This window comes from Ruminococcus albus 7 = DSM 20455, assembly GCF_000179635.2.
GTDB lineage: Bacteria > Bacillota > Clostridia > Oscillospirales > Ruminococcaceae > Hominimerdicola > Hominimerdicola alba.
Genome location: NC_014833.1, coordinates 2,796,556 through 2,818,008 on the forward strand (window position 1 = coordinate 2,796,556; position 21,453 = coordinate 2,818,008).

The following is a 21,453-nucleotide window of genomic DNA, read 5'->3' on the forward strand; positions in this document are numbered from 1 at the left end:
AACCCTAGTTCCTTTCAATAAAAATACTCATTCCATCAAACTGCTGATACTTCTGAATTTTAGTCCCGTCACTTACTTAGTTGTGACAAGGAAACGTATAACGCCGTCAGTGATGCCCAGTACTCTCTCCAGCTCTGCGGGGAATTCGGTCTTGCTGTTGAAAGACCACAGTACATAAGTACCCTCTGTTTCGTAGTTGATAGCATAAGCCAGCTTGCGCTTGCCCCATACGTTCAGCTCTACGTTTTCAGCGTTAGCCTTGATCATATCGTCGAACTTTGTTGTCAGCGCGTTAACGCCTTCCTCATCGAGCTTCTGGCTGAAGATAACCATTGCCTCGTAGTTCTCATTGATCTTTGCCATTTTAGTACACCTCCTTTTGGATTTCGCCTGCATATATAATGCAAGCAAGGATTAACTCATATATTATAACACCGTCCGCACGATATGTCAAGCATCGTACGAACGGTATTTGTAAACTTTTTATTAATTCAAAGAATCTTGCCCAGCAGCACCAACGCGCCTGTCAGACACATCATATATATCATCATACCAAGCAGCATATCAGCATAGGAGATCCCTCCCTTGTTCATTATACGGTAGTTGATGACAGTCCGATCCTCGTCCTCGGACTCATGATAGATCTTCGTTATATCCTTTTTAGCCTGTCTGTAATAGATATAGTTAGCGAAAAGGCCTGCCAGTATCCCCAGCGTAACTCTTATATAGTACGCTGCCTGCTGCAGCATCCTGAAATACTCAGACTTTACATTTATGCCGAAATTGATCTTTATACCGTATTCACCTGAGCAGAGATATTCTATCATAGCAGGCAGGTTGAGCGCTGCCATAAGCACTGCCACGATTATACCCACCTTTCTCATTTTACGGTACATAAAATAAAGTTCAGGCCAGAGGAAGGCAAAAAAATTCACCGAGAGCTTTCTGTCGGTCTTGCCGAACTTTATAAAGCTGGGCAGGAATCCAAGAGGGTTGGGTCCCACATATCTTGCAAGATCCCCAAGCTTTACACCGCCTATATCCGAATCCTGATTCAGCCTTACCGGAGTTATATTGATACCCGGTATAGTTGTATTCATCGGATCGGTATCCGACTTCTGAGTGCCGTCTGCCTCATCATTGAAAGGTCTTGGCGCACCCATATTCACAAGTGGTGTACCGCACTGCTCGCAGTAACGCAGGCTCGGATCATTCTCCGCACCGCACCTTATACACCGCTTCACCTCAGATGCCTGCGTTACTGTCACTTCTTCAGCAGGGGCATCAGGCATCCAGCCTATATTTTTATCATGGAGCTCACTGTTTATACATTTGCCGTTTTCGACATAGCAGCTCCTGTGATATGGTGTGCCGCAATCAGGGCATACCACGATGTCATCTTCATCGGTGAACCGCTTTCCGCAGCATATGCATTTTGAACCTGTATAATTTGCCATCTTTCCTATCCTTTCGGTGTTCCGTCACAGATACATACAAAACTCATAGTATCACTGACAACTACTTTTCAATATATTATACCACACTCCCTCAAAAATTGCAATACACGGTTTAAATAAACTTCCTGAATCTTCCAAAGCGGCGTTCTTTGTATATCAAAGTGAACAAGTGTACTAAAAATCGTGCTGATAATGTCGAAGTATATACTAAAATTCTAAAAAATCTGCTTTGTTCAGGGTTTAATTCGTTAGATTTGTGTGTTGTAATTTCATCTGAAGTGAGATATAATATATTTTGTATGACATATTCATACAAATAAGGTGATATAATTATAAAAAAAATATTACATATATCAGACGGAGATATACTCCTCCGCTGAAAAGAGGAATATTGATATGAAAAAGAAAAAAGACAGATCAGGGGCTTCTGAGGAACTAAAGGATATGATCTCTCATGCCATGGTGAACAAGAAAAACGGCGAAGCTGATGACGAATTGCTGTCAAGCATCGCCAAAGCCAAGAAAAACAAAGAAGCACACGCATCAGACAGCGGTACAAATAACACCAAGGGCAAAAAAGACCGTGAGATACATAATGATGATACAGAATACAAGGAAAGACGATTTCCATTGAGATTTCCCCGCAGATGGAGCCTGCGAAAGAAAACAGGCGTCACGCTGGGTATAATCTTTCTGGTGCTCGTGCTGGTCATGGCACTCATCGTATTTCTTTTCTTCCACTACACAGGGATGCTGAAGGAACGCGATAATTCAAAAAGGACTGCCAAGCCGCCTGTAGACAGCCGTGACTTAGTTGATGAGGAGGATACCTTCGACCCTGCAGCCAAGGAAAAAGAGCTGCGTGATATGCTTTCAAAGAAATCAAAGAAGATATCCAATGAAAAGGTAATGAATGTTCTGCTTATAGGCGAGGATATACGTGATACTGCCGAACAGGACAGAGGCAACACCGATGTTATGATGCTCATTTCCCTGAATAAGGAGCACAAGACCATCACACTCACATCGCTGATGAGAGATACCTGGGTATTTATGGATCAGCCCAATATCGCCAACAAACTGAACCAGGCTTACTGGTACGGCGGTGCAGAGTATCTTTCCAAAGTCGTAGAGGATTATTTCAGCGTAAAGATCGACCGTACAGTAAAGGTGAACTTCCAGCAGTTCATAGATATCGCTGACGCTGTGGGCGGACTTGATTTTGAAGTCAGCTACACTGAGGCAGTTGCAATGCGTGACCCCATGGACGAGCAGAACCACTATCTGCATAATCCCCAGGGAACCGACTATGTCGACCTCAAACAGTACGGCAAGGACGAATCGGTGAACTATTACGATGTTGACGGAAAGTTCAGTACACATATAGAATACCAGTCCGAGAAGGACAATACCATAAATATGCACCTTAACGGTAATCAGGCACTTGCTTATGCCCGTGTGAGGTACGGATGCGGCGATGACTACGGCAGGACAATGCGTCAGCGTGAAGCTATCAAGGAAATGGTCACCAAGGCGAAAAAACTGAATCTTATAGAGCTGGACGCCCTGATGAACAAGGTGCTCCCCGAAGTTGAGACCGACCTCACCGAAGGCGAGATCGCTGAGTTATTGCTAAACGCATTTGATTATATGAGTTATGATCTTCAGCAGCTTCGTCTGCCTGTTGATGATTACTTCAACATGGGATTTGTAGACAACCAGAGCTGCCTTTTACTGAACACATGGCAGTTCCAGGCAAATGCAGCTATGCTGAGATATATGGTATACGGCGACTGCACCACCGTGGAGGAAGCAAGGGAACAGTATCAGAAAGAGATAGATGACGGCACGTTCTATGAAAAGAACGACTTCCAGCCGCCGCAGATATGGTAAATAAACAGTAACTCACGGCGCTCTTGCTTTTATGGCAGGAGCGCCGCTGTTGTATTGCTGTTATCTTATAGCGGTAAATAAAAGAATAATTGAGCGCTGAGTCATATATATCAGCAACAGCTATATATCTGAAGTTTCCAAAAGCATCGTATCGAAGATGTTGTTATTCAATTGTCAAGAAGCAGATGACCTCTGTACAGTATAACACGTCGCTTCGTATCCTCGTAGTCATAGTCAGCGTCAGCCTGCCATCGTGCGTACAGTAGTCGATATATGTAAACGGCACTTATGGGGTGCCGGGAATTTTTTTGCATAAAAAAGGGCATTTTGAAGATCTTTATTTCTTATCGAATGGCGATAGGCGGGTCTGCCTGATGAACATACCCTTCTATATACAGCGAAAAACTGCAAAAAGTTGTACGTTTTTGTACAACTTTTGCAGAAATATGTCCGGGTTAAATATAAAATCATTTGTTTGTACAACGTGTGGATGCAGGGTATGTATGAACTGCACAGTAAATATGGAATGGTTTATGAATTGCTTAACGTGTTCTCTGCCCTATGTTGAAGCTTCTGTCCCCGAGTTGACAAAACATAAGAAAAATGTTAAAATAGACTATATATGACACCTCGGAGGTGTGGAGAATGGAGAGAAATGGTGTCAGGCTGCCTGATTACAGTGTGCTCATGTCGGTATACAAGGGCGAAAAGCCCGAGTATCTGAAAGAGTGTATAGACAGTATGCTGGGACAGACTTTTTTGACCAACGATTTTGTGCTGGTATGCGACGGTCCCCTGACAGATGAACTGGACAGAGTCATCGGTGAGTATGAGGAGAAATATGAGTTTTTCCGCGTACTGCGCCTGAAGGAAAACATGGGTGTTGGCTACTGCGCCAATGAAGGTCTGAAAAAGTGCAGGAACGAATACATCGTGAAAATGGATTCGGACGATATTGCTTTGCCTGAACGCTGTGAATACTCGATGTACCTGATGGCAAAACACCCCGGTATCGACATACTGGGTGCCTATATAAGCGAATTCGACAGTGATACGAACGAAGAGATAGCTGTAAGGAAAACACCCTCGGGAAATGCTGCTATCAGGAAGTATGCAAGACGGAGGAACCCCTTCAACAATCCCACACTGGTATATAAAAAATCGTGGGTGGATAAGATAGGCGGCTATTCAACAGTAAGGCGCTGCGAGGACTACGATTTTGTAGTGCGTATGCTGGCTGCAGGTGCCGTGGGAAGAAACATACCCAAGGTACTCGTGAGATACCGCGTCAGCGGCAGCAACTATGACAGACGGCGCAACTGGGCGAATACAAAGAGCTTCATCGCGGTGAGATGGAAGATACACCGTTCGGGTTTTTCAGGACTCTGGGACTTTATAGTGACCACTGCCGCACAGCTTGTCATGTTTGTGCTGCCATCGTCACTTACCGGAAGATTTTACAAAAAACTTCTCCGATAAGGGATATATTGAATTTTTACAGTTCTTACAGAAATAATACAAATTGTTTCACAACTAGTACAGTTCTGTAAAATCCCTTGACTTTGAGAAGAAAAGTTGGTAATATAATTGTTGTGTCCCCAAAGCATATTCAGGGGATGCAAGGTAAGGAAAGCAAACGGCAGGGATACTGCCGATACAAAATAGTAAGGAGGTTCGGTATGGAACCGAGTGTAAAGCTGTGCATGGGCTGCATGAACGAGCTGGCTGAGGACGGCAGATGTCATTATTGCAGCTATACGGATGATATCCCGCATCTGCAGGCTTATTTAGCACCGAAAACTGTGCTGGACAACAGATACGTTATAGGCAAGATGCTCTCATACAACGGAGAGGGTGCTTCATATATCTGCTACGATATGGTAGGCAAATGCAAATGTGTCTGTCGTGAATATATGCCCGATACGCTGTGCGAAAGAGCCTCGGACGGGCTGAGCATAAATGTCAACAAGGACTGTCTGGCGAAGTACAAGACCTTCATGTCGGAATTTGCCGATATGAACAAGGTGCTTTCAAGGATGCGCAACCTGACACATATCGTTACCGCGAAGGATATGTTCGCGGAGAACAATACGACTTATGTGATACTGGAATACGTCGAAGGCGTTTCACTGAAAAAGTTCTTACAGTCAAACACGGGATTCCTGACCTGGGATCAGGTGAAGAAACTGTTCGTGCCCCTGTTCACAACACTTAATATAATACACAATGCAGGGATAATCCACAGAGGTATCTCCCCTGAGAATATAATAGTTACTACCGACGGTGAACTGAAGCTGACGGGCTTCTGTATCAGCTCAATAAGGACTTCAAACACCGGAATGATGCCGGAGTTCTATTCGGGATATACTGCTCCCGAGCAGTACTCCTCATTACAGTGGCAGGGTACCTGGACTGATGTATACGCTGTGGCTGCGGTTATATACCGTATACTCACGGGCAATATGCCCCTCGATGCCAACACCAGGATACACAACGATACCCTTATGGAAGCTAACAGGCTCAATCCGCGCATACCGCTGCATATATCCGATGCCCTGGCACAGGCTATGGCTGTAAGGGGCGAGGAAAGGACCAAGACTGTCACCGAGCTTGTTTCGGGACTGTTTGAGCAGCCATCAAGGATAGAGCATCCCAAGGGTTCTACACAGACTATCCCGATCCAGCACATCCCGCGTGAAGAAAGACGTTACCGCGACGAAGAAGATGAGGACACAAAGTACGAGAGCAGCAAGCCTGCAAAAAAGAGCAGCAAACTTGCTACGGTAGTCGGACTGTGCGTGCTGGGTGTACTGCTGGTCATAGGTATATACCTTATGACTCAGCTTTTCGCTCCGCCCGAAGATAACACAAATGCCGCATCACTTCCGGCATCGGAAGATATATCGGGAAACAACAGCGAAGAAGAGGACAACTACGAATACGGCACTGCCACCAGCGCTTCTCCCGTAAAGCCCGATGACGACGATACAGAGTACGGCAAGGGCTCGATAATGCCTAACCTTGTAGGTCTTTACTATACCGAGGTCGAGAAGAAAATGGGCGATGAATTCACCCTGAAGCCCAAGTATTATTACTCTGACGATGACGATCGCGGATACGTAAAGACACAGAGCATCCCCGAGGGTACCGACTATGACCCCAAGAGGAAGAACGAACTGGTGCTTGATGTATGCGCAGGACCTTCCGTTATACCTGTGCCCGACTGCACAAACTATTCAAAGAGCGATTATCTCAGCCTGCTCGACAGCCTGAACATAAAGTACAGCGTCGGTGAGGACTACAGCAGGACGGTTCCTTACGGTCTGGTAATAAAGACCAGTATACCTGCAGGCGGCTGGATAAATATTGAAAAGGGCGATATACTCACAGTAGTAGTCAGCCTGGGCAAGCCGCCCGAGACTACCACCAAGGCAAAATCACCTGATGACAGCGGTAATGACTCTTCCAAGTCAGATCAGATAGGCGTTGATACACAGGATCCATGGGCTCCCCACACAGATCCGCCTGTAAACTCTGATGACACATCAAACGCCGATCAGCCCGTAAATACGGATGATCAGAACGGCGGTGACAATGGCAACGGAGGAGTAGTATTCTACTGATATCAAACGTTTTCGGAATAATGCATCAAATAATGAACTTCAACTTAAACGTTTTTGAAAAAATGTGAAAACGTGCGCAAAGCCCTTGACAATCCGAGGGCTTTGTGTTATTCTTAGATTTGGAAAATGAGAAGTAAAAGGGCGGATACAAGTCGATTCGCCTATGTTTTTTGGAGGTATAAATATGGCAAAGAAAATCGGTGTTCTCACAAGCGGCGGCGATGCGCCCGGAATGAACGCTGCTGTTAGAGCAGTATGCAGAACAGCTCTTCAGAGAGGCATGGAAGTTGTAGGTATAGAGCGCGGATACAACGGTCTGCTGAACGGCGAGATCGTTGAGATGAATGCAAGGACTGTATCCGGTATCATCCAGAGAGGCGGTACTTGCCTATATACAGCCAGATGCCCTGAGTTCAAGACTAAAGAGGGCGTTGCAAAGGGTGCTGAGAAGTGCCGTGAGATCGGTCTGGACGGCATCGTTGTTATCGGCGGTGACGGATCCTTCAGAGGCGCAGCTGACCTTTCTTCAATGGGTATCCCCTGCATAGGTCTTCCCGGAACTATCGACAACGATATATCCTGCACTGAGTATACCATCGGTTATGATACCGCTATGAACACCGCTATGGAAATGATCGACAAGATCAAGGATACTGCACAGTCCCACGACAGATGCTCTGTTGTTGAGGTAATGGGCAGAAATGCAGGTTACATAGCTGTAAACGTTGGTGTTGCTGTAGGTGCTGAGGCTGTTATCACTCCTGAGAAGGACTATGACCTTGACGCTATCTGCACCAAGATCCAGAATACAATGAAGAGCGGCAAGAACCACTTCGTTGTAGTTGTAGCTGAGGGCGTTGGCAAGACCGATGAGATCACTAAGATCATCAGCGAGAAGACAGGCGTTGAAACAAGAGCTACTATCCTCGGTCACGTTCAGAGAGGCGGCTCCCCTACCGTTCGTGACAGAGTTGTTGCAACACAGATGGGTCACCACGCTGTTGAACTGCTCGAGAAGGGTATCGGCAACAGAGTTGTCGGCATGAAGGATAACCACGTATATGACGTTGATATCCAGGAAGCACTGTCCATGAAGAAGCCTTTCGAGGAAGAACTTTACGGTATACTGAACGAAACTGCATTCTGATATGCGGCTGTACCAAATATATATGCGATAAATCTGAGAGCGTTCTTTTTAAAAGAACGCTCTTGTTTTGTAAATTTACTGTGAACTATATTTACGAAATGCGAAATCGTTTACGAAAAACTATCGTCCCGGTATTGGACATTTTGCATTATTCTGTCTTACAAAACAAAGCAGTATCACCATATTCATATAAGCCATTTATGCCTGAAGTACTTTTTTCACTGCAAATAAATATAAATTAAAACTATTACGCAAACAATGCAGTCATTGACAAAACTTCGCGAAAACGTTATAATTAATTTGTACTTGGGGAAGTATATTTTATAAAGGCGGGGATAAGTCATAGTGCAGGGAATAGCACGGACGCATTCCAGAAAACAGGCGGCTGCAGCGCATTTACGCTGCGGTCGTTTTTCGGCTGTAAAAAAGATATCTGAAATATCGGTAAAAATATTGCGTGAGGACTTTACAAACACGAGAAAATGTTATATAATATATGTGTATGTATTTTTGAATGTAAGGAGTTAATATAATGGCAGTTGTTTTTTTAGAGAACCTTAGATCCGAGCTTGAAGCCTGCCGCCCTATGATCAGGGAGCTGCATGATGTATATGACATCGAGAATGCAGCTGAGAAGATCGAGGAGCTTCATGAAAAGGCAGCAGAACCCGGATTCTGGGATGACCCCGAGAAATCACAGGTGGTATTGCAGCAGACAAGAAATCTTGAAGGCAAGGTAGAGCGCTACAACAAGTTCAACGGTGCTGCCGATGATATCGAAGTAATGATAGAAATGGCTGCCGAGGAGGACGAGGACACTCAGGCTGAGCTGGTAGAAGAGATAAAGGCTGAGCTGGATAAGCTGAAAGCCGATCTTGATGCGGCTTCACTTGAGACCCTGCTGACCGGTGAGTACGATCACAGCAACGCGATACTGAACTTCCATGCCGGTGCAGGCGGAACTGAGGCTCAGGACTGGACAGAGATGCTCATAAGAATGTACACCAAATGGGCTGACTCACATGGTTTCAGTGCGAAGATAATGGATATACTCGAAGGCGGCGATGCAGGTATCAAGAGCTGCTCGATGTTCATTGAGGGCGAGAACGCTTACGGCTACCTCAAGAGCGAATCCGGCATACACAGACTTGTACGTATATCGCCTTTTGACAGCTCAGGAAGCAGACACACCTCATTCTCTGCAGTTGAAGTAATGCCTGAGCTCGATGACACTATCGAAGTTGAGATAAGACCCGAAGATATCGAGATGGAAGTTTACCGTGCCAGCGGTGCAGGCGGACAGCACATCAACAAGACATCCTCTGCGGTAAGACTGATACACAAGCCTACAGGTATCGTTACTGCCTGCCAGACTCAGCGTTCCCAGTTCCAGAACAAGGACTACGCTATGAAGATGCTAAAGGCAAAGCTGATCGAGATCAAGGAGAGAGAACATCTGGAAAAGATCGAAGATATCAAGGGTGTGCAGAAGGAGATCGCATGGGGCTCACAGATCCGTTCCTATGTATTCATGCCCTATACCCTGGTAAAAGATCTGCGTACAGGCTTTGAGTACAACAACGTCAAGGCTGTCATGGACGGTGATCTCGACGGTTTCATCAACGCCTACCTGAAAGCACTCTCACTGGGCAAGATAGAAAAGAACTGATTTAGCTGCACGTAAGGGCAGTGTGCATATAGAAGTATATATTATTTATCGGGGGATAACTTTTCTGAAGAAAAGTTATCCCCCGAACCCGTCTGCAAAGGCTTTGCCTTTGTAGAATCAAACAGACTTTTAACTCTTTGGGGCATAGGGTATTTTTTTATAAGGAAAGACAAAAGAAATAGAAGTTTTTGGAATGGGGTTTGGCATCAGTGAAGCTGACGCTTAGGAATAACCCTTTTTCAAAATGGTTTTCCAAAACTGGCAGCATAAAACTTCTGTATTAGCACACTCCCCTTACGTGCAACCCTTATTTTTATAAACAAAAAAGCCATGACATTGTCTGCCATGGCTGATGTATCACTTTATAGTTTTTTTCCTCTGTTTCTTCTGAACGGGTACTGCCTCTTCCTCGGCTGCCTTGTCTTCAAACAGAGCCTCTTCTTCGTTGTCGGTAGCATCTTCGGGATTCTGCTCGCCCAGTTTATCGTAGTAAGGCTGTATAACGTGCTTACGTATAACAGGATAGCAGTTGAAACAAGCTATGAAGGTCACGAATGTGAAGGGGAAGAACATTGCAAGTGTCAGACCTGCAGGCATAGTCGAAGGAAGTACCAGCAGCAGATAGCTGAACAGTATTATAATAAGCGAAGACACCAGTGTGTAGAGTGTCTTTTTCAGCCCTATAGGCACCAGAAACAGTGCGTTGCGGAGTATCTGCTTCATGGTAAGGTTCGTCGAGCACATCATAGGATAGATATAGAAGTGCATCATGAAGAACACAAGCATACACGATAGACAAAGCACATAGGGTACATACATGATACTGTTCTTCTGAGCCATAGTGCTGTACAAGGGCACGCCAACAATAAAGCTTACTATGGCGATCGTATCAATATAGCCCATTATAAGTCCCTGCTTCAGGTTGAGTTTGAATGCCTTGCGGAAATCGTGAAGCATGAATGTCGGACGTTCCTGAGAATAGTTCCTTACCACCCTTGTCATCGCCGCAGATGCAGGACCCATTATGCCTGATATCAACATCAGAAGCAGCCACTTCATATTACCGGTCTCTGTTATCATAACCAGCATGACGAAGATAGGTACTATGAACAGGAAGTATATAAAGTTCAGACCCATGAGTTGCCACATATGCCTGAAGTATACCTCCCAGAATTTGAAAAACGGGCGTTTCTCATGGGGCGTTTTAAGTACACCGCGCCCGGGCGTATCGTAATTTCCGAATAATCCCATTTTACACTCCTTGATATTAGTCCGATGGGGTATTCCCCGTCAGACCAGCTTTTCTATGAATATATGACAGCAGACTGTATCCGCACCTGCTGCCAGTGTCAGCACAGCCTCCGCTGCAAGCAGCCTTGCGCCGAACAGTCTTACTGCTTCGGGAAGACTCTGCTCTCCCCTGCCCGATATTATGAGCCGCAGACAGATATTTGAAAGGTTGAAAGCTTCCCTTGCCGCAGCAGCAAGCGCGAGAGTAGATATCACCGCCCCGGGTATCAGTATACCCGCTGCGTACAGCATATCTCCCCTGCCTGCCATACTGTACAGCTGTGCTGCCTTATGACCTATGCCCATACCTCTCAGCATGAGCAGCAGCACTTCAAAGGGCTGACCCACCGCACACATACCGGCGGCAGCAAGTCCAAGTAAAAATACTGTGCTGCCAAGCAGTGAGCCTGCCATCACCCGCCCGAGATCGGTCTGAAAAAGACTTTGTATCTCAGCGGAGCGGAATATAAGTCTGTCTGCCTGAGTATCACGCGAAAGCATGAAGCACATCGTCCCGATGAGCACGCCTGTAAGTGACGCGGCACACATGAACGCGAACACACCTCCGCCGTATGACGTTTTGCCGTAATCTGTCCTGCAGGGGCTTGTCTGCATATACATCACCTCTAAGATAATGTATGCACCCCACAGTAGAAAAATTCGGCTTTCGGTATATTATTCTGCCAGTTCGTAAGCCCTCTTTGTACAAGCCTCACAGCACTCTCTTACAGCCTTGCCGATATCGTTTGCCCTGAGCTTTTCAAGACCTGCTATGGTAGTGCCGCCCTTTGAGGACACCATAGTTATCAGCTCATCAAGAGTTCTGCCGCTGTCAGTGATCATCTTAGCGGAGCCGATGAGTGACTTTGCAAAAAGATCGGTAGCAGCCTTTTCATCAATGCCTACGCTCTTAGCGTAATCAATGAAGCACTGGGCATAGAGATATATGAAAGCAGGTGAAGAACCGTTTATGGCGATCACCTCTTTCATCTTATCCTTTGGCAGTACGGAATATATTCCGCATGAACCGAATATCCTGCATACCAGTGCGAACTCTTCTTCGGTAACACTGTCGGACTTAGCCAGTGCAGTTGCACCCTCACCAAGAAGCAGAGGTGTATTGGGCATTACCATTACTACCTTAGCGCCTTCAATGGTCTTGGCTGCTATCTTGTCATCTGTAACGCCTGCACATATAGATACTATAACTTTATCCTTCGTTACTTCGTTCTTTATCTTAGCAAGTACTTCATCAAGCTGCTGGGGCTTTATAGCAAGGAACACACAATCGCACTGTGCTGTGAGCTCAGCTTCGCTGTTAACGCCCTTAACGCCCATAGCTGCTGCTCTTTCAAGGGCTGCCTCGCTGCAGTCGTAGGCATAAAGCTCTATCTCACTGCTCATGCTGCTGCCGAGGATACCTTTCATTATAGCGCTGCCCATATTGCCTGCGCCGATGAATCCTACTTTATAACTCATTTAATGACACTCCCATTCAAAAAATAGATAAATATATTATATCACGCTTCACGCTATATTTCAAGTACATTTTATGAAAAATACTATATCCCCCGATACACCGCATCTATCGAACTTACGGTCTTCGGTAACAGTATACATACAAAAAGACACCTCTGCACACAGCAGAAGTGTCCTGTTATCATTTGAGGAGTTTTGCAAGCTCGGAATACAGCATAGCGGGTATAACGGGCTTAGCGATATGGCTGTTCATGCCCGATGCCTTTGACTGCTCGATATCCTCGGGATAAGAATTCGCGCTCATGGCTATTATTTTCACCGAGGTGCTGTCAGGACGTCCCAGTGCGCGTATCTTCCCTGCAGCTTCAAGACCATCCATTACAGGCATTTTGACATCCATAAGCACAACATCGTAATATCCGGTATCAGATGCCATGAACTTTTTTAGTCCCTCATATCCGTTGCCTGCCGCATCAGTTTCAAAGCCCACACGCTTCAAAAGCTTTATCTCGAGTATGCGGTTGATGGAATGATCGTCCACCACAAGCGCACGCTTTCCGCTGAAATCATAGCTGTCGGGAGCGCTGTTCTCACCAGTCCCTGCGGCTGATGCAAGATCGCAGTCGATCTCGACCATAAACTCTGTACCCACGCCTACCTTTGATTTTACGCGGATATCACCGTCCATGAGATCAACAAGGTTCCTGACGATAGAAAGTCCCAGACCTGTGCCCTGTATCTCGGCAGTAGCAGAAGTCCTCTCCTGTGTGAAGGGTTTGAACATATTCGCCGCAAATTCATCGGACATACCTATACCGTTATCCTTTACGGTGAATACCGTCCTTACTTTTCCGTTACCTGCTGCCAGCTGTGAAACGGTCAGCACTACCCTGCCCTTTTCAGGTGTGTACTTTACAGCATTTGAAAGCAGGTTCATAAGTATCTGCCTCAGCCTCAGCTTATCGACCATGAGGGTATCGGCAAATATATCATGGAATTCAGCCACGAACTCGATGCCCTTCTGTTCGGCAAGGGGGGATATGACAGATGTGATATTTTCAGCCAGTGCTTCAAGAGAATAGGCAGCGGGATAAAGCGTGAGCTTTCCGCTTTCTATCTTTGCCATATCAAGTACATCCCCAAGTATCTCCAGCTGGAACTCAGCCGATTCCCTTATCCTGGTGAAATACTCTTTGACAGTCCTGCCGCTGCATTCCTCCTCGCCCAGCCTTGCCAGACCTATTATGGAATTCATTGGTGTACGTATATCATGGCTTGTGCGGGACATAAAGTCCGTCACCGCCTCATAGTTCCTGCGTGCCTTTGAAAGCTCGCCTTTAAGCTCAGCGATCTCTTTCACTGCAGCCAGATACTCTTCCTCGGTATGCAAGCAAGCACCTCCCATCATAATATTTATACTATTATAACACATTATTAAGTAAATGTAAAGAGGAATATTCGTATATATTTCTCAGGATCAGCATTTCCAAAGATTACGCACTTGTTAAAACTTTGTTTTTTTATAAAATGTTTGCTTAATTATTAAGTGTTTGTATGTTATAATATATTTTAAAATATAGTAATCATATTTTAAAATTTAGGAGGAGTTAATATGAAAAAAGCATTATCATTAGTTCTTGCACTGGCATTGACAGCAGGCTGTACCATCAGCGCCACCGCGGAAATCAAAAAGCGGGTATACGGTGATATAAACGGTGACGGTAAAACCGATGTGACCGATATCTCACTGGCTGCGGCTTACATCAAAGGCAAAAAGCCCCTGACCGAGGAACAGCTGTTCCTGGGTGACCTGAACTACGACGAAAAGCTGAACGTCACCGACCTTGCAAAGCTGGCAAGCTACGTCAAGTGCGTTTCAGCGAATGACGATATCATCAGCAAGATAGAGGGATTCATAAAAGACAACGATCTGCCCGCTGTAGTATACATAGGCGAGGATGAAGTCACGGGCAAGTTCGCGGTAACCGTTCTTATCAACAGTATTTTCCTTGATCCCGAGATCGACCGAAGCAAGTATGACGCGGAAGTGATCGAAAGAATAAAAGCATTCGCCAATGAAAATAGCTATGATCCCGAAAAGATTCAGTTCATCACAGCTGAATAATATCATATCCTCTGCATACCCTGCAGGGGATTTTTGCTGTATAAAAGCCCGAAGAACCGCTTTATACTGTGCATTTTCACCTATGAACGAAAAATGAAACAGCAAACGAGAAATCGAGATAAACAAAGAGATTTAAAGAGAATCCAAGAGAATGAGGGATATAAATTAAAAATTCGGCGTATTGACTATTGACATTGAGGGGAAGATGTTGTATAATAGCTAATGTTGCGAGTCCTGAGGGCGTGTCTTGCGTGCGTCCTGAGGCATTAACCCGGACACGGCTCAGCCGTTTGTCCCACGATATTTATTCAAGGAGGATACGATATGTCTACTTATATGCCCAAGGCTGCGGACATCACCCGCAAGTGGTATATCATCGACGCTGAGGGTCAGTCCCTCGGTAGAGTTGCCGCTAAGGCAGCTACTATTCTTCGTGGTAAGCATAAGCCTACTTATGCACCTCACGCTGACTGCGGCGACCACGTAATCATCATCAACAGCGACAAGGCTGTTCTCACCGGTAAGAAGCTCACTCAGAAGAAGTTCTACCACCACACCGGTTGGATAGGCGGTCTGAAGGAGATCGGCTATGACAAGCTGATGGCTGAGCAGTCTGACAGAGCTATGACAATTGCTGTTGAGGGTATGCTCCCCAACAATACACTTGGCAGAGCTGCTGCAAAGAGACTCAGAGTTTACAAGGGTGCTGAGCATAACAATGCTGCACAGAAGCCCGAAAAGTACGAGCTGTAAGAAAGGAGCAATCAGAATGTACGAATCCAAGCAGCCATATTTCTATGGCACAGGCAGAAGAAAGCACTCTGTTGCCCGCGTTCGTGTTTACGAGGGTACAGGTAAGGTTACTATCAACGGCAGAGATATCGACGATTATTTCGGTCTTGAGACTCTCAAGCTGATCGTTCGTCAGCCTTTTGCTGTTACTGATACTGTTGACAAGTACGACATCGTTTGCACTGTTACAGGCGGCGGTGTTACAGGTCAGGCAGGCGCAATCAGACATGGTCTTTCCAGAGCTCTGCTCCAGGCTAGCGATGAGTTCAGACCTCTCCTCAAGAAGGAAGGCTTCCTCACTCGTGACCCCAGAATGAAGGAAAGAAAGAAGTACGGTCTGAAGGCTGCAAGACGTGCGCCTCAGTTCTCAAAGAGATAATTTTATCCCTGTTGGGAGTGTTCAAAAACACGTATTTACGCTGTTTTATTCGGTTTGGGTTTATCTGAAATACGGTAAAATTCGGACGGTAACTAACACGTAACTAACGGGTAACTAACAAAAAAATCAAGGCATTCATCGGTTGATGGATGCCTTATTTTTATATGAATAGCCGTCAAGAAATGTTTATCTTGACGGCTATCTTCGTTTACTAAATAATAAGTGAAGAAATAAATCTATCCATATATGGTCTATACAGTTTTATGAAGTTCCTCATTTTATTATCAAATGTTATGCAATTTGTTATTTTGGGAATTGCTGAAACATGATCAAGACATCCCATCCAAAAGAAGTCAAATATATCATTTTTTTGAAATTTTTGTCCGTTAAGTAACCATTGAGATAGTAAAACTTGACTTGTGTATTCTTTTTGTGCCTTTGTGAATTTTGGATCAAAGACCTCAGATAATTCTTCAAATATTTTTTGTATGTTTAATGGAGCATCTGATATTACTTTTACAATCTTGGACATTTCTGGACTGTTTCCTTTATACCTTGTCGCTTGTTCAAATGCTTGATCAAATATTGTACTAATATCAACTGGTTTTCCTTGACGATAGTATTCACATACCCACTCAATCAGTATATCTATCTTCAAACAAGCATCACGAATACAATCAATGAAAAAATTCTTAACAATTCTCTGCGGGTCATTTTTTTCATAACCTTCTTCATATGCTTGTTGTAGCAGTTTGCGGTAATTGTTGTTATTCTTTATTAGTCGTTCATACACAAACCTAAGTGCATATAACTGTTCATTTTGAGGTATATCTTTTTTTGAGGTTATACTCGTATAAGTGTAGATCGTTAGGATTTCATATAGAAAGAAATGAGAAAATGCTAACTCACATTGCATTTTGGCATTAGTAATCTTATTAATATAAAGTAATGTACTTTTAGTGTTATCAAATATAGTTTGTAAATCTAATAAGTCCTTTGAAACATCATAAGTAGGAGTATTGTTCCAAATCTTGACTTTTTTATCTGCAAGAAAAGAAATTATAGATTTTATCGTTTTAGGTGAATCCTTAAAATGTACTACCATTTCCATGTATGCACTTGATGGTAACGCTATATCGCTTATTTTTTCGCATACACTTCGCAATTTGCTTATATCGATATTTGGTGGAATAGGTTGTCCTAATTTTTCATTGCCATAAAAGTAATATAAAGCGTTTGCATCCAGAAATAACATATTATACTCCCTTTCTTCCTCTATACCGCTGAGAGAATAAATCCCTCAGCGGTATCTTTATGCCTATATCCTATTGATAGCCTCCAACAGCTCCTGCACATTAACGTGCGTATAGACCTTCTCGGTCAGTGACATTGCACCCGAATGACCGACGATCTTCTTTATCAGCGTAGGCGATACCTCTTTCTCGGTCATCATCGAGATGCAGGTGTGACGAGTATCGTGCGGCTTGTGGGAGCAGCCGATCAGCTCCATAACAGGTGTCCAGTAGGAATCGTAGTAGTTGCGGTAGATGAACTGCTTGCCGTCGGGAGTATGGAGCAGATATTCGTTGCCGTCCTCGTACCACTTCTTGAAGAACGGATAAGTCCTGTCGTGTATCGGTACAACACGGATACCGCTTTCGGTTTTACTTTCCACAACCTTGAAGCAATGCTCCTCGATGTTGACGTTCTCACGTTTCAGGTCGAGCAGCTCGGACACACGAACTCCGCTGTATATCAGCATGAGGACGATCTGAGCGTAGATGTTGCTTTCCTGCACCCACAGAGCATCAATTTCTTCCTTACTGAAAGGAGAGCGGTCTGTCTTGTTCGGGTTCTTGTCCTTGAACTTGATAATATCCACATACTCAGAGTAGTCTTTCATGCAGATCTCATACTTCATGGCATACTCATACATCTGGCTGAAAAGCACTTTCAGCTTGCGGAGCGTCGGATAGTTCTTACCGCAGTTGTCTACAACACCCTGCAAGTCAGTCAGCTTCAAATCCTTGAACACTCTGTCGTGCAGGGGTTCACAGGTATTATATGACGCTTTGTAGGCTTTGGCGTTGCTGTCCGAGATCGTGGGGAACTTCTCCGCCGACCACTTCTCAAAGACTTCGGCAAAAGTGATTTTGGAGGCTTCAATGTCATAAGGATTCTTATTGTAGTCCATGAGCATTTCAAGCCCTTTAGCCCTGGTCGGCGCATAGCCGATAGTGATGTACTGCTGTTTACGCTTGCCTGTCTTTGTGTCAATATCCCAGCCCACCGTCTTGCGGACAATGTAGGGATTACGCCTGTTGCCCGACAGCTTGTATACAGTGCCAACACCGTTAGCTAACTTCATTCTGCTTCTCCTCCTTCAGCCGTACTACCTCACGGCAGGTGTCAACGATCTCGGAAATGCGGTCGATCTGAGTTTTCAGCTCGTCAAGGGGCATTGGTGCTTCTTCCTGTTCGTCCTTGTTGACGGTGAACTTCTTAAAATCGCTGATTATGGACGATGTAAAGCCCTTGACTGTCATTATCAGATAGTTTTCAAATTGCAGATATTCGCTTATGGACATATAGCACATTGTCTTTCCTGCCTTTTTGAGAGCAATTACATATCCCTCGGAGAATAACTGCAACAACTCAGGCGGCATATCATACACAGGCTGTCCCTCGTCCGTCTGAGAAAGAATGAAGTAATCGCTCCACACATCACGAGAAGCCTTGATCTCCAGTGTGTAACCGAGGTTAGCAAGCACCGTTGACAGCACGTTCTGATTACGCTTGCCAACAAATGTGGCGGTATCGAGCAGCACCGCCTGCGATTTCAGGCTATCAAAGCTGTCCCCCATAAGGTGATTGAACTTCTGTAATGCTTCATAATAATCATCGTCATAACTGTCCGCATAGACAACTATATCCTCGACAGGCACATCATAGAACTCAGCAAGCATATTGATATAGCTGTTTGTGATAGTAGCCTTGCCGTGTTCGATACCGTTGTAATGTGTACGTGAAGCACCGAGAGCTTCTGCAAGCTGATTCTGCGACAAACCACGCTCGGTACGCAGAGCAACTATCTTTTCTCTTGTTTTCTCCTGATCTATTGCTGTCTTCATTTTGCCCTCCACTATTTATGAATAAATTGTTAATGTACTATTTTTATCAAGACAATTGAAATGTCTGGAAGTGTATGGTACAATTATATCAGAATCGCAGAGAGATGTCAAGAGGCACCCTGAGATTTTTTCACACGATTAGAGATAGATATATAATCGGAAGGAGACCAAATGAATAATACTTCTAATTCTCTGCCGGCTTTTACAGGCAGAAACGTACCGATCAAGGAGATCGCACAGGCAACAGGCAAAGACCCGCAGTACATCAGAATCGGCTTACAGAAAGGCATATTCCGTTTCGGATATGCTTTCAAAAAAGAAGGTTCAAGTGAATACAACTATCTTTGCCCTGACAAGAAAGTATGGGAGGACTTAGGCTATTTCAGAGCAGAAACGGAGGTCAGCGATGCAGGAAATGATGAATGATGCTGCGGAGCTGATTACGGTGGCGAACAACGGGGATGATCTCCCCGTTGTACCTGATGAGGAGGTACAGTCCGAAGAACAGGAGAAGTCTGAGCTTGATAAGCTGAAAGAAGAACTGTCAGCGGTAACGTATGACGATATACTTAACAGCACTGCGCCCTATGAAAAGATACTTACCTTGCCTAATGAGTTTGCAATATCGCAGTATATCACGGCATTCAGACAAGTAGCCAAGAAATTCAAGCTGACGGCGGACTTTGACAGCCTTGTTGCTCCGTATAAGGACAAGGCTCTGCGTCAGCTCAAAGAGGCAGAGCATCAGGAAAAGAAAGAGGATAAAAGCAAATATCCAAAGTGGTGGGACGGAACACAGGTCAATGAGGATGTATTCTGCACCGAACTTCTCACACAGCACACACTGTACTGCATCAATGGGCTGTTCTATGATATTGACGGCGAGTTCCTTATCTCGGAGCTGAGCAAGGTCATATACGAGCGTATCAAGCCTTATGTAGTGAAGAATGTCGCAGACCGTACCAAACGTCTGGTGGAAGCCATGAAGATAAAGTGCTACCGTCCTGCACCTGAGCCTAACGAACACACTATACATCTGAAAAACGGCACACTTCATCTGGCACAGGGACACTTTGTATTCTCTCAGGGAAAGCAGTTTACAATGAACCGCCTGGGCATTGAATACCGTTCCGATGCACCGAAGCCTGAACGCTGGCTCAAGTTTGTGCAGGAGCTATTGAACGAACAGGACGTTATGACCTTGCAGGAGTATATGGGGTATCTGCTGATACCGTCCACAAGAGCACAGAAAATGCTGATGATCTCAGGCAACGGCGGCGAAGGAAAGTCCCGTGTCGGCAAGGTGCTTTTCGAGATCATGGGATATAAGAATTCCGTAAGCGGAAGTGTATCAGGTCTGGACAACGGAGCTGCTGCCCGATTCAATAAGGTCAAGCTCCTCGGAAAGCTCTGCATGATAGATGATGATATGGATATGTCTGCACTTGAAAAGACAGAGTTCCTCAAACAGCTTATCACAGCGGAGATACCTATGGAGATCGAGCCGAAAGGCAGTCCTTCTTTTCAGGCGTTATTGTACACAAGAGTAATCGCATTCGGCAACAATCCGATCTCTGCACTTTATGATCGCAGTGAAGGCTTCTTCCGCAGGCAGATGATACTTGTTGCAAAGCCCGTTCCGAAAGACCGTACAGCAGACAAACATCTGACCGAAAAACTGCTTGCAGAAAAAGAAGGAATATTCCGTTGGTGCCTTGAAGGATTGGAACGACTTATCGCCAATGATTTTGAGTTTACGATCAGCGATCAGGCGAAAGAAAACCTCAAACGCAGCGAGCGTGAATGCAACAATATCATTCCATTTATGGAGAGCGAGCATGACTTCAAGTTTGACGCTTCGGGGCAGATACATTCTCAGGAATTATACTGGGCATATCAGAGTTGGTGCAGGCTCAACAGCCTTGATGAATTATCAAGAAGAACCTTCTCCGGCTATCTGAAATCTCATGCAGATGATTACGGTATTACCTATTCCGAAAATGCTGTCAACGAACAAGGCAGGAGAGCCAGAGGATTCCTTGGAATGAGATACACTTATCGTCCCCCGACGATCATGTACTGAGCAACAATTTTACACGGTTCGATACACACTTTTATACACACCTGAAAAGAAAGAATATCGAGGCTTACACACATACACAGATATTCTGTTTCTTTGATACGGGAAAGCCACAGAAATATTTTTTCTTTTTTGATGATAAAACTTCGGTCAGTTCTGCCGTTGCGTGTGAAGTGTGTAATCGTGTAAATTGAATAGCTGTCAGAAAAGAAAAATGACAAGTTTGACAGGCACAGAAATGCCCGGAATTCTCTTTTGAAAAAGAGAAAAATGAAGCCACGTCCACAGGTGCGTATGGAAGAGTAGCAAGCACGGTATTGTGTGGGTACAAAAACTGAAAACCACACAATACAAAGCTTGTGAGAGGGACACCCCTCAGACCCCGATT

The 21,453-nt window shown here is 44.9% G+C and carries 19 protein-coding genes; 10 read left to right on the plus strand and 9 right to left on the minus strand.

Annotated elements, in window-relative coordinates:
- Nucleotides 1–72 precede the first annotated feature (72 nt).
- Entirely contained in the window at nucleotides 73–363 is a 291-nt protein-coding gene (rpsF, locus tag RUMAL_RS12570) for a 30S ribosomal protein S6 (RefSeq protein WP_013499093.1), read from the minus strand.
- A 128-nt stretch (nucleotides 364–491) separates the two neighbouring features.
- A complete protein-coding gene (locus tag RUMAL_RS12575) occupies nucleotides 492–1,457 on the minus strand; it encodes an RING finger protein (protein WP_013499094.1) in 966 nt (321 codons plus the stop codon).
- 396 nt (nucleotides 1,458–1,853) lie between these two features.
- Between RUMAL_RS12575 and RUMAL_RS12580 the strand changes: the two genes are divergently transcribed.
- From RUMAL_RS12580 to prfB, 5 genes are all read left to right on the plus strand, one after another.
- Nucleotides 1,854–3,350, plus strand: a complete 1,497-nt coding sequence (locus RUMAL_RS12580) for an LCP family protein (protein ID WP_013499095.1) — start codon at nucleotides 1,854–1,856, stop codon at nucleotides 3,348–3,350.
- A 645-nt stretch (nucleotides 3,351–3,995) separates the two neighbouring features.
- Nucleotides 3,996–4,829, plus strand: coding sequence for a glycosyltransferase (locus RUMAL_RS12585; RefSeq protein ID WP_013499097.1), 834 nt, complete (start codon nucleotides 3,996–3,998; stop codon nucleotides 4,827–4,829).
- A gap of 200 nt (nucleotides 4,830–5,029) precedes the next feature.
- Nucleotides 5,030–6,973, plus strand: a complete 1,944-nt coding sequence (locus RUMAL_RS12590; RefSeq protein ID WP_013499098.1) for a protein kinase domain-containing protein — start codon at nucleotides 5,030–5,032, stop codon at nucleotides 6,971–6,973.
- A gap of 184 nt (nucleotides 6,974–7,157) precedes the next feature.
- On the plus strand, nucleotides 7,158–8,120 hold the full coding sequence (gene pfkA, locus RUMAL_RS12595; RefSeq protein ID WP_013499099.1) for a 6-phosphofructokinase: 963 nt from the start codon (nucleotides 7,158–7,160) through the stop codon (nucleotides 8,118–8,120).
- Nucleotides 8,121–8,652: 532 nt separating this feature from the next.
- Nucleotides 8,653–9,789, plus strand: a complete 1,137-nt coding sequence (prfB, locus tag RUMAL_RS12600) for a peptide chain release factor 2 (protein WP_013499100.1) — start codon at nucleotides 8,653–8,655, stop codon at nucleotides 9,787–9,789.
- A gap of 357 nt (nucleotides 9,790–10,146) precedes the next feature.
- On the opposite strand, the gene RUMAL_RS12605 is transcribed toward prfB, so the two are convergent.
- From RUMAL_RS12605 to RUMAL_RS12620, 4 genes are all read right to left on the minus strand, one after another.
- Complete coding sequence (locus RUMAL_RS12605; RefSeq protein WP_013499101.1) at nucleotides 10,147–11,040, minus strand: YesL family protein; 894 nt, start codon at nucleotides 11,038–11,040, stop codon at nucleotides 10,147–10,149.
- Nucleotides 11,041–11,079: 39 nt separating this feature from the next.
- On the minus strand, nucleotides 11,080–11,694 hold the full coding sequence (locus tag RUMAL_RS12610; RefSeq protein WP_013499102.1) for a hypothetical protein: 615 nt from the start codon (nucleotides 11,692–11,694) through the stop codon (nucleotides 11,080–11,082).
- A 60-nt stretch (nucleotides 11,695–11,754) separates the two neighbouring features.
- A complete protein-coding gene (gene proC / locus RUMAL_RS12615) occupies nucleotides 11,755–12,558 on the minus strand; it encodes a pyrroline-5-carboxylate reductase (RefSeq protein WP_013499103.1) in 804 nt (267 codons plus the stop codon).
- Between the two features lie 181 nt (nucleotides 12,559–12,739).
- The gene (locus RUMAL_RS12620) at nucleotides 12,740–13,948 is read right to left on the minus strand and encodes an ATP-binding response regulator (protein WP_013499104.1); all 1,209 of its coding nucleotides are present in this window, start codon (nucleotides 13,946–13,948) and stop codon (nucleotides 12,740–12,742) included.
- A 222-nt stretch (nucleotides 13,949–14,170) separates the two neighbouring features.
- Here RUMAL_RS12620 and RUMAL_RS20835 point away from each other — a divergent pair, with 222 nt between their 5' ends.
- The 3 genes from RUMAL_RS20835 (at nucleotide 14,171) to rpsI (ending at nucleotide 15,854) form a co-directional block, all read left to right on the plus strand.
- A complete protein-coding gene (locus RUMAL_RS20835; RefSeq protein WP_013499105.1) occupies nucleotides 14,171–14,683 on the plus strand; it encodes a dockerin type I repeat-containing protein in 513 nt (170 codons plus the stop codon).
- 324 nt (nucleotides 14,684–15,007) lie between these two features.
- Nucleotides 15,008–15,436 carry a 50S ribosomal protein L13 gene (gene rplM, locus RUMAL_RS12630; RefSeq protein WP_013499106.1) on the plus strand — a complete coding sequence of 143 codons (429 nt, stop codon included), beginning with the start codon at nucleotides 15,008–15,010 and terminating at the stop codon, nucleotides 15,434–15,436.
- Between the two features lie 16 nt (nucleotides 15,437–15,452).
- Nucleotides 15,453–15,854, plus strand: coding sequence for a 30S ribosomal protein S9 (rpsI, locus tag RUMAL_RS12635; RefSeq protein WP_013499107.1), 402 nt, complete (start codon nucleotides 15,453–15,455; stop codon nucleotides 15,852–15,854).
- A gap of 211 nt (nucleotides 15,855–16,065) precedes the next feature.
- Here rpsI and RUMAL_RS12640 read toward each other — a convergent pair whose 3' ends face one another.
- The 3 genes from RUMAL_RS12640 to RUMAL_RS12650 all read right to left on the minus strand — a co-directional run bounded on the left by RUMAL_RS12640 (nucleotide 16,066) and on the right by RUMAL_RS12650 (nucleotide 18,985).
- Nucleotides 16,066–17,109 carry a hypothetical protein gene (locus RUMAL_RS12640; RefSeq protein WP_013499108.1) on the minus strand — a complete coding sequence of 348 codons (1,044 nt, stop codon included), beginning with the start codon at nucleotides 17,107–17,109 and terminating at the stop codon, nucleotides 16,066–16,068.
- Nucleotides 17,110–17,172: 63 nt separating this feature from the next.
- Nucleotides 17,173–18,222 (minus strand): tyrosine-type recombinase/integrase, encoded by a 1,050-nt coding sequence (locus tag RUMAL_RS12645; protein ID WP_013499109.1) that lies wholly within the window; start codon nucleotides 18,220–18,222, stop codon nucleotides 17,173–17,175.
- Complete coding sequence (locus tag RUMAL_RS12650) at nucleotides 18,209–18,985, minus strand: helix-turn-helix domain-containing protein (RefSeq protein WP_013499110.1); 777 nt, start codon at nucleotides 18,983–18,985, stop codon at nucleotides 18,209–18,211. Before RUMAL_RS12650 ends, RUMAL_RS12645 begins: the two co-directional genes overlap by 14 nt.
- Before the next feature lie 171 nt (nucleotides 18,986–19,156).
- Here RUMAL_RS12650 and RUMAL_RS12655 point away from each other — a divergent pair, with 171 nt between their 5' ends.
- Together RUMAL_RS12655 and RUMAL_RS12660 are read left to right on the plus strand one after the other, a co-directional pair.
- Entirely contained in the window at nucleotides 19,157–19,411 is a 255-nt protein-coding gene (locus tag RUMAL_RS12655; protein WP_013499111.1) for a hypothetical protein, read from the plus strand.
- Nucleotides 19,392–21,068, plus strand: coding sequence for a DNA primase family protein (locus RUMAL_RS12660; protein WP_013499112.1), 1,677 nt, complete (start codon nucleotides 19,392–19,394; stop codon nucleotides 21,066–21,068). Before RUMAL_RS12655 ends, RUMAL_RS12660 begins: the two co-directional genes overlap by 20 nt.
- Nucleotides 21,069–21,453: the final 385 nt, after the last annotated feature.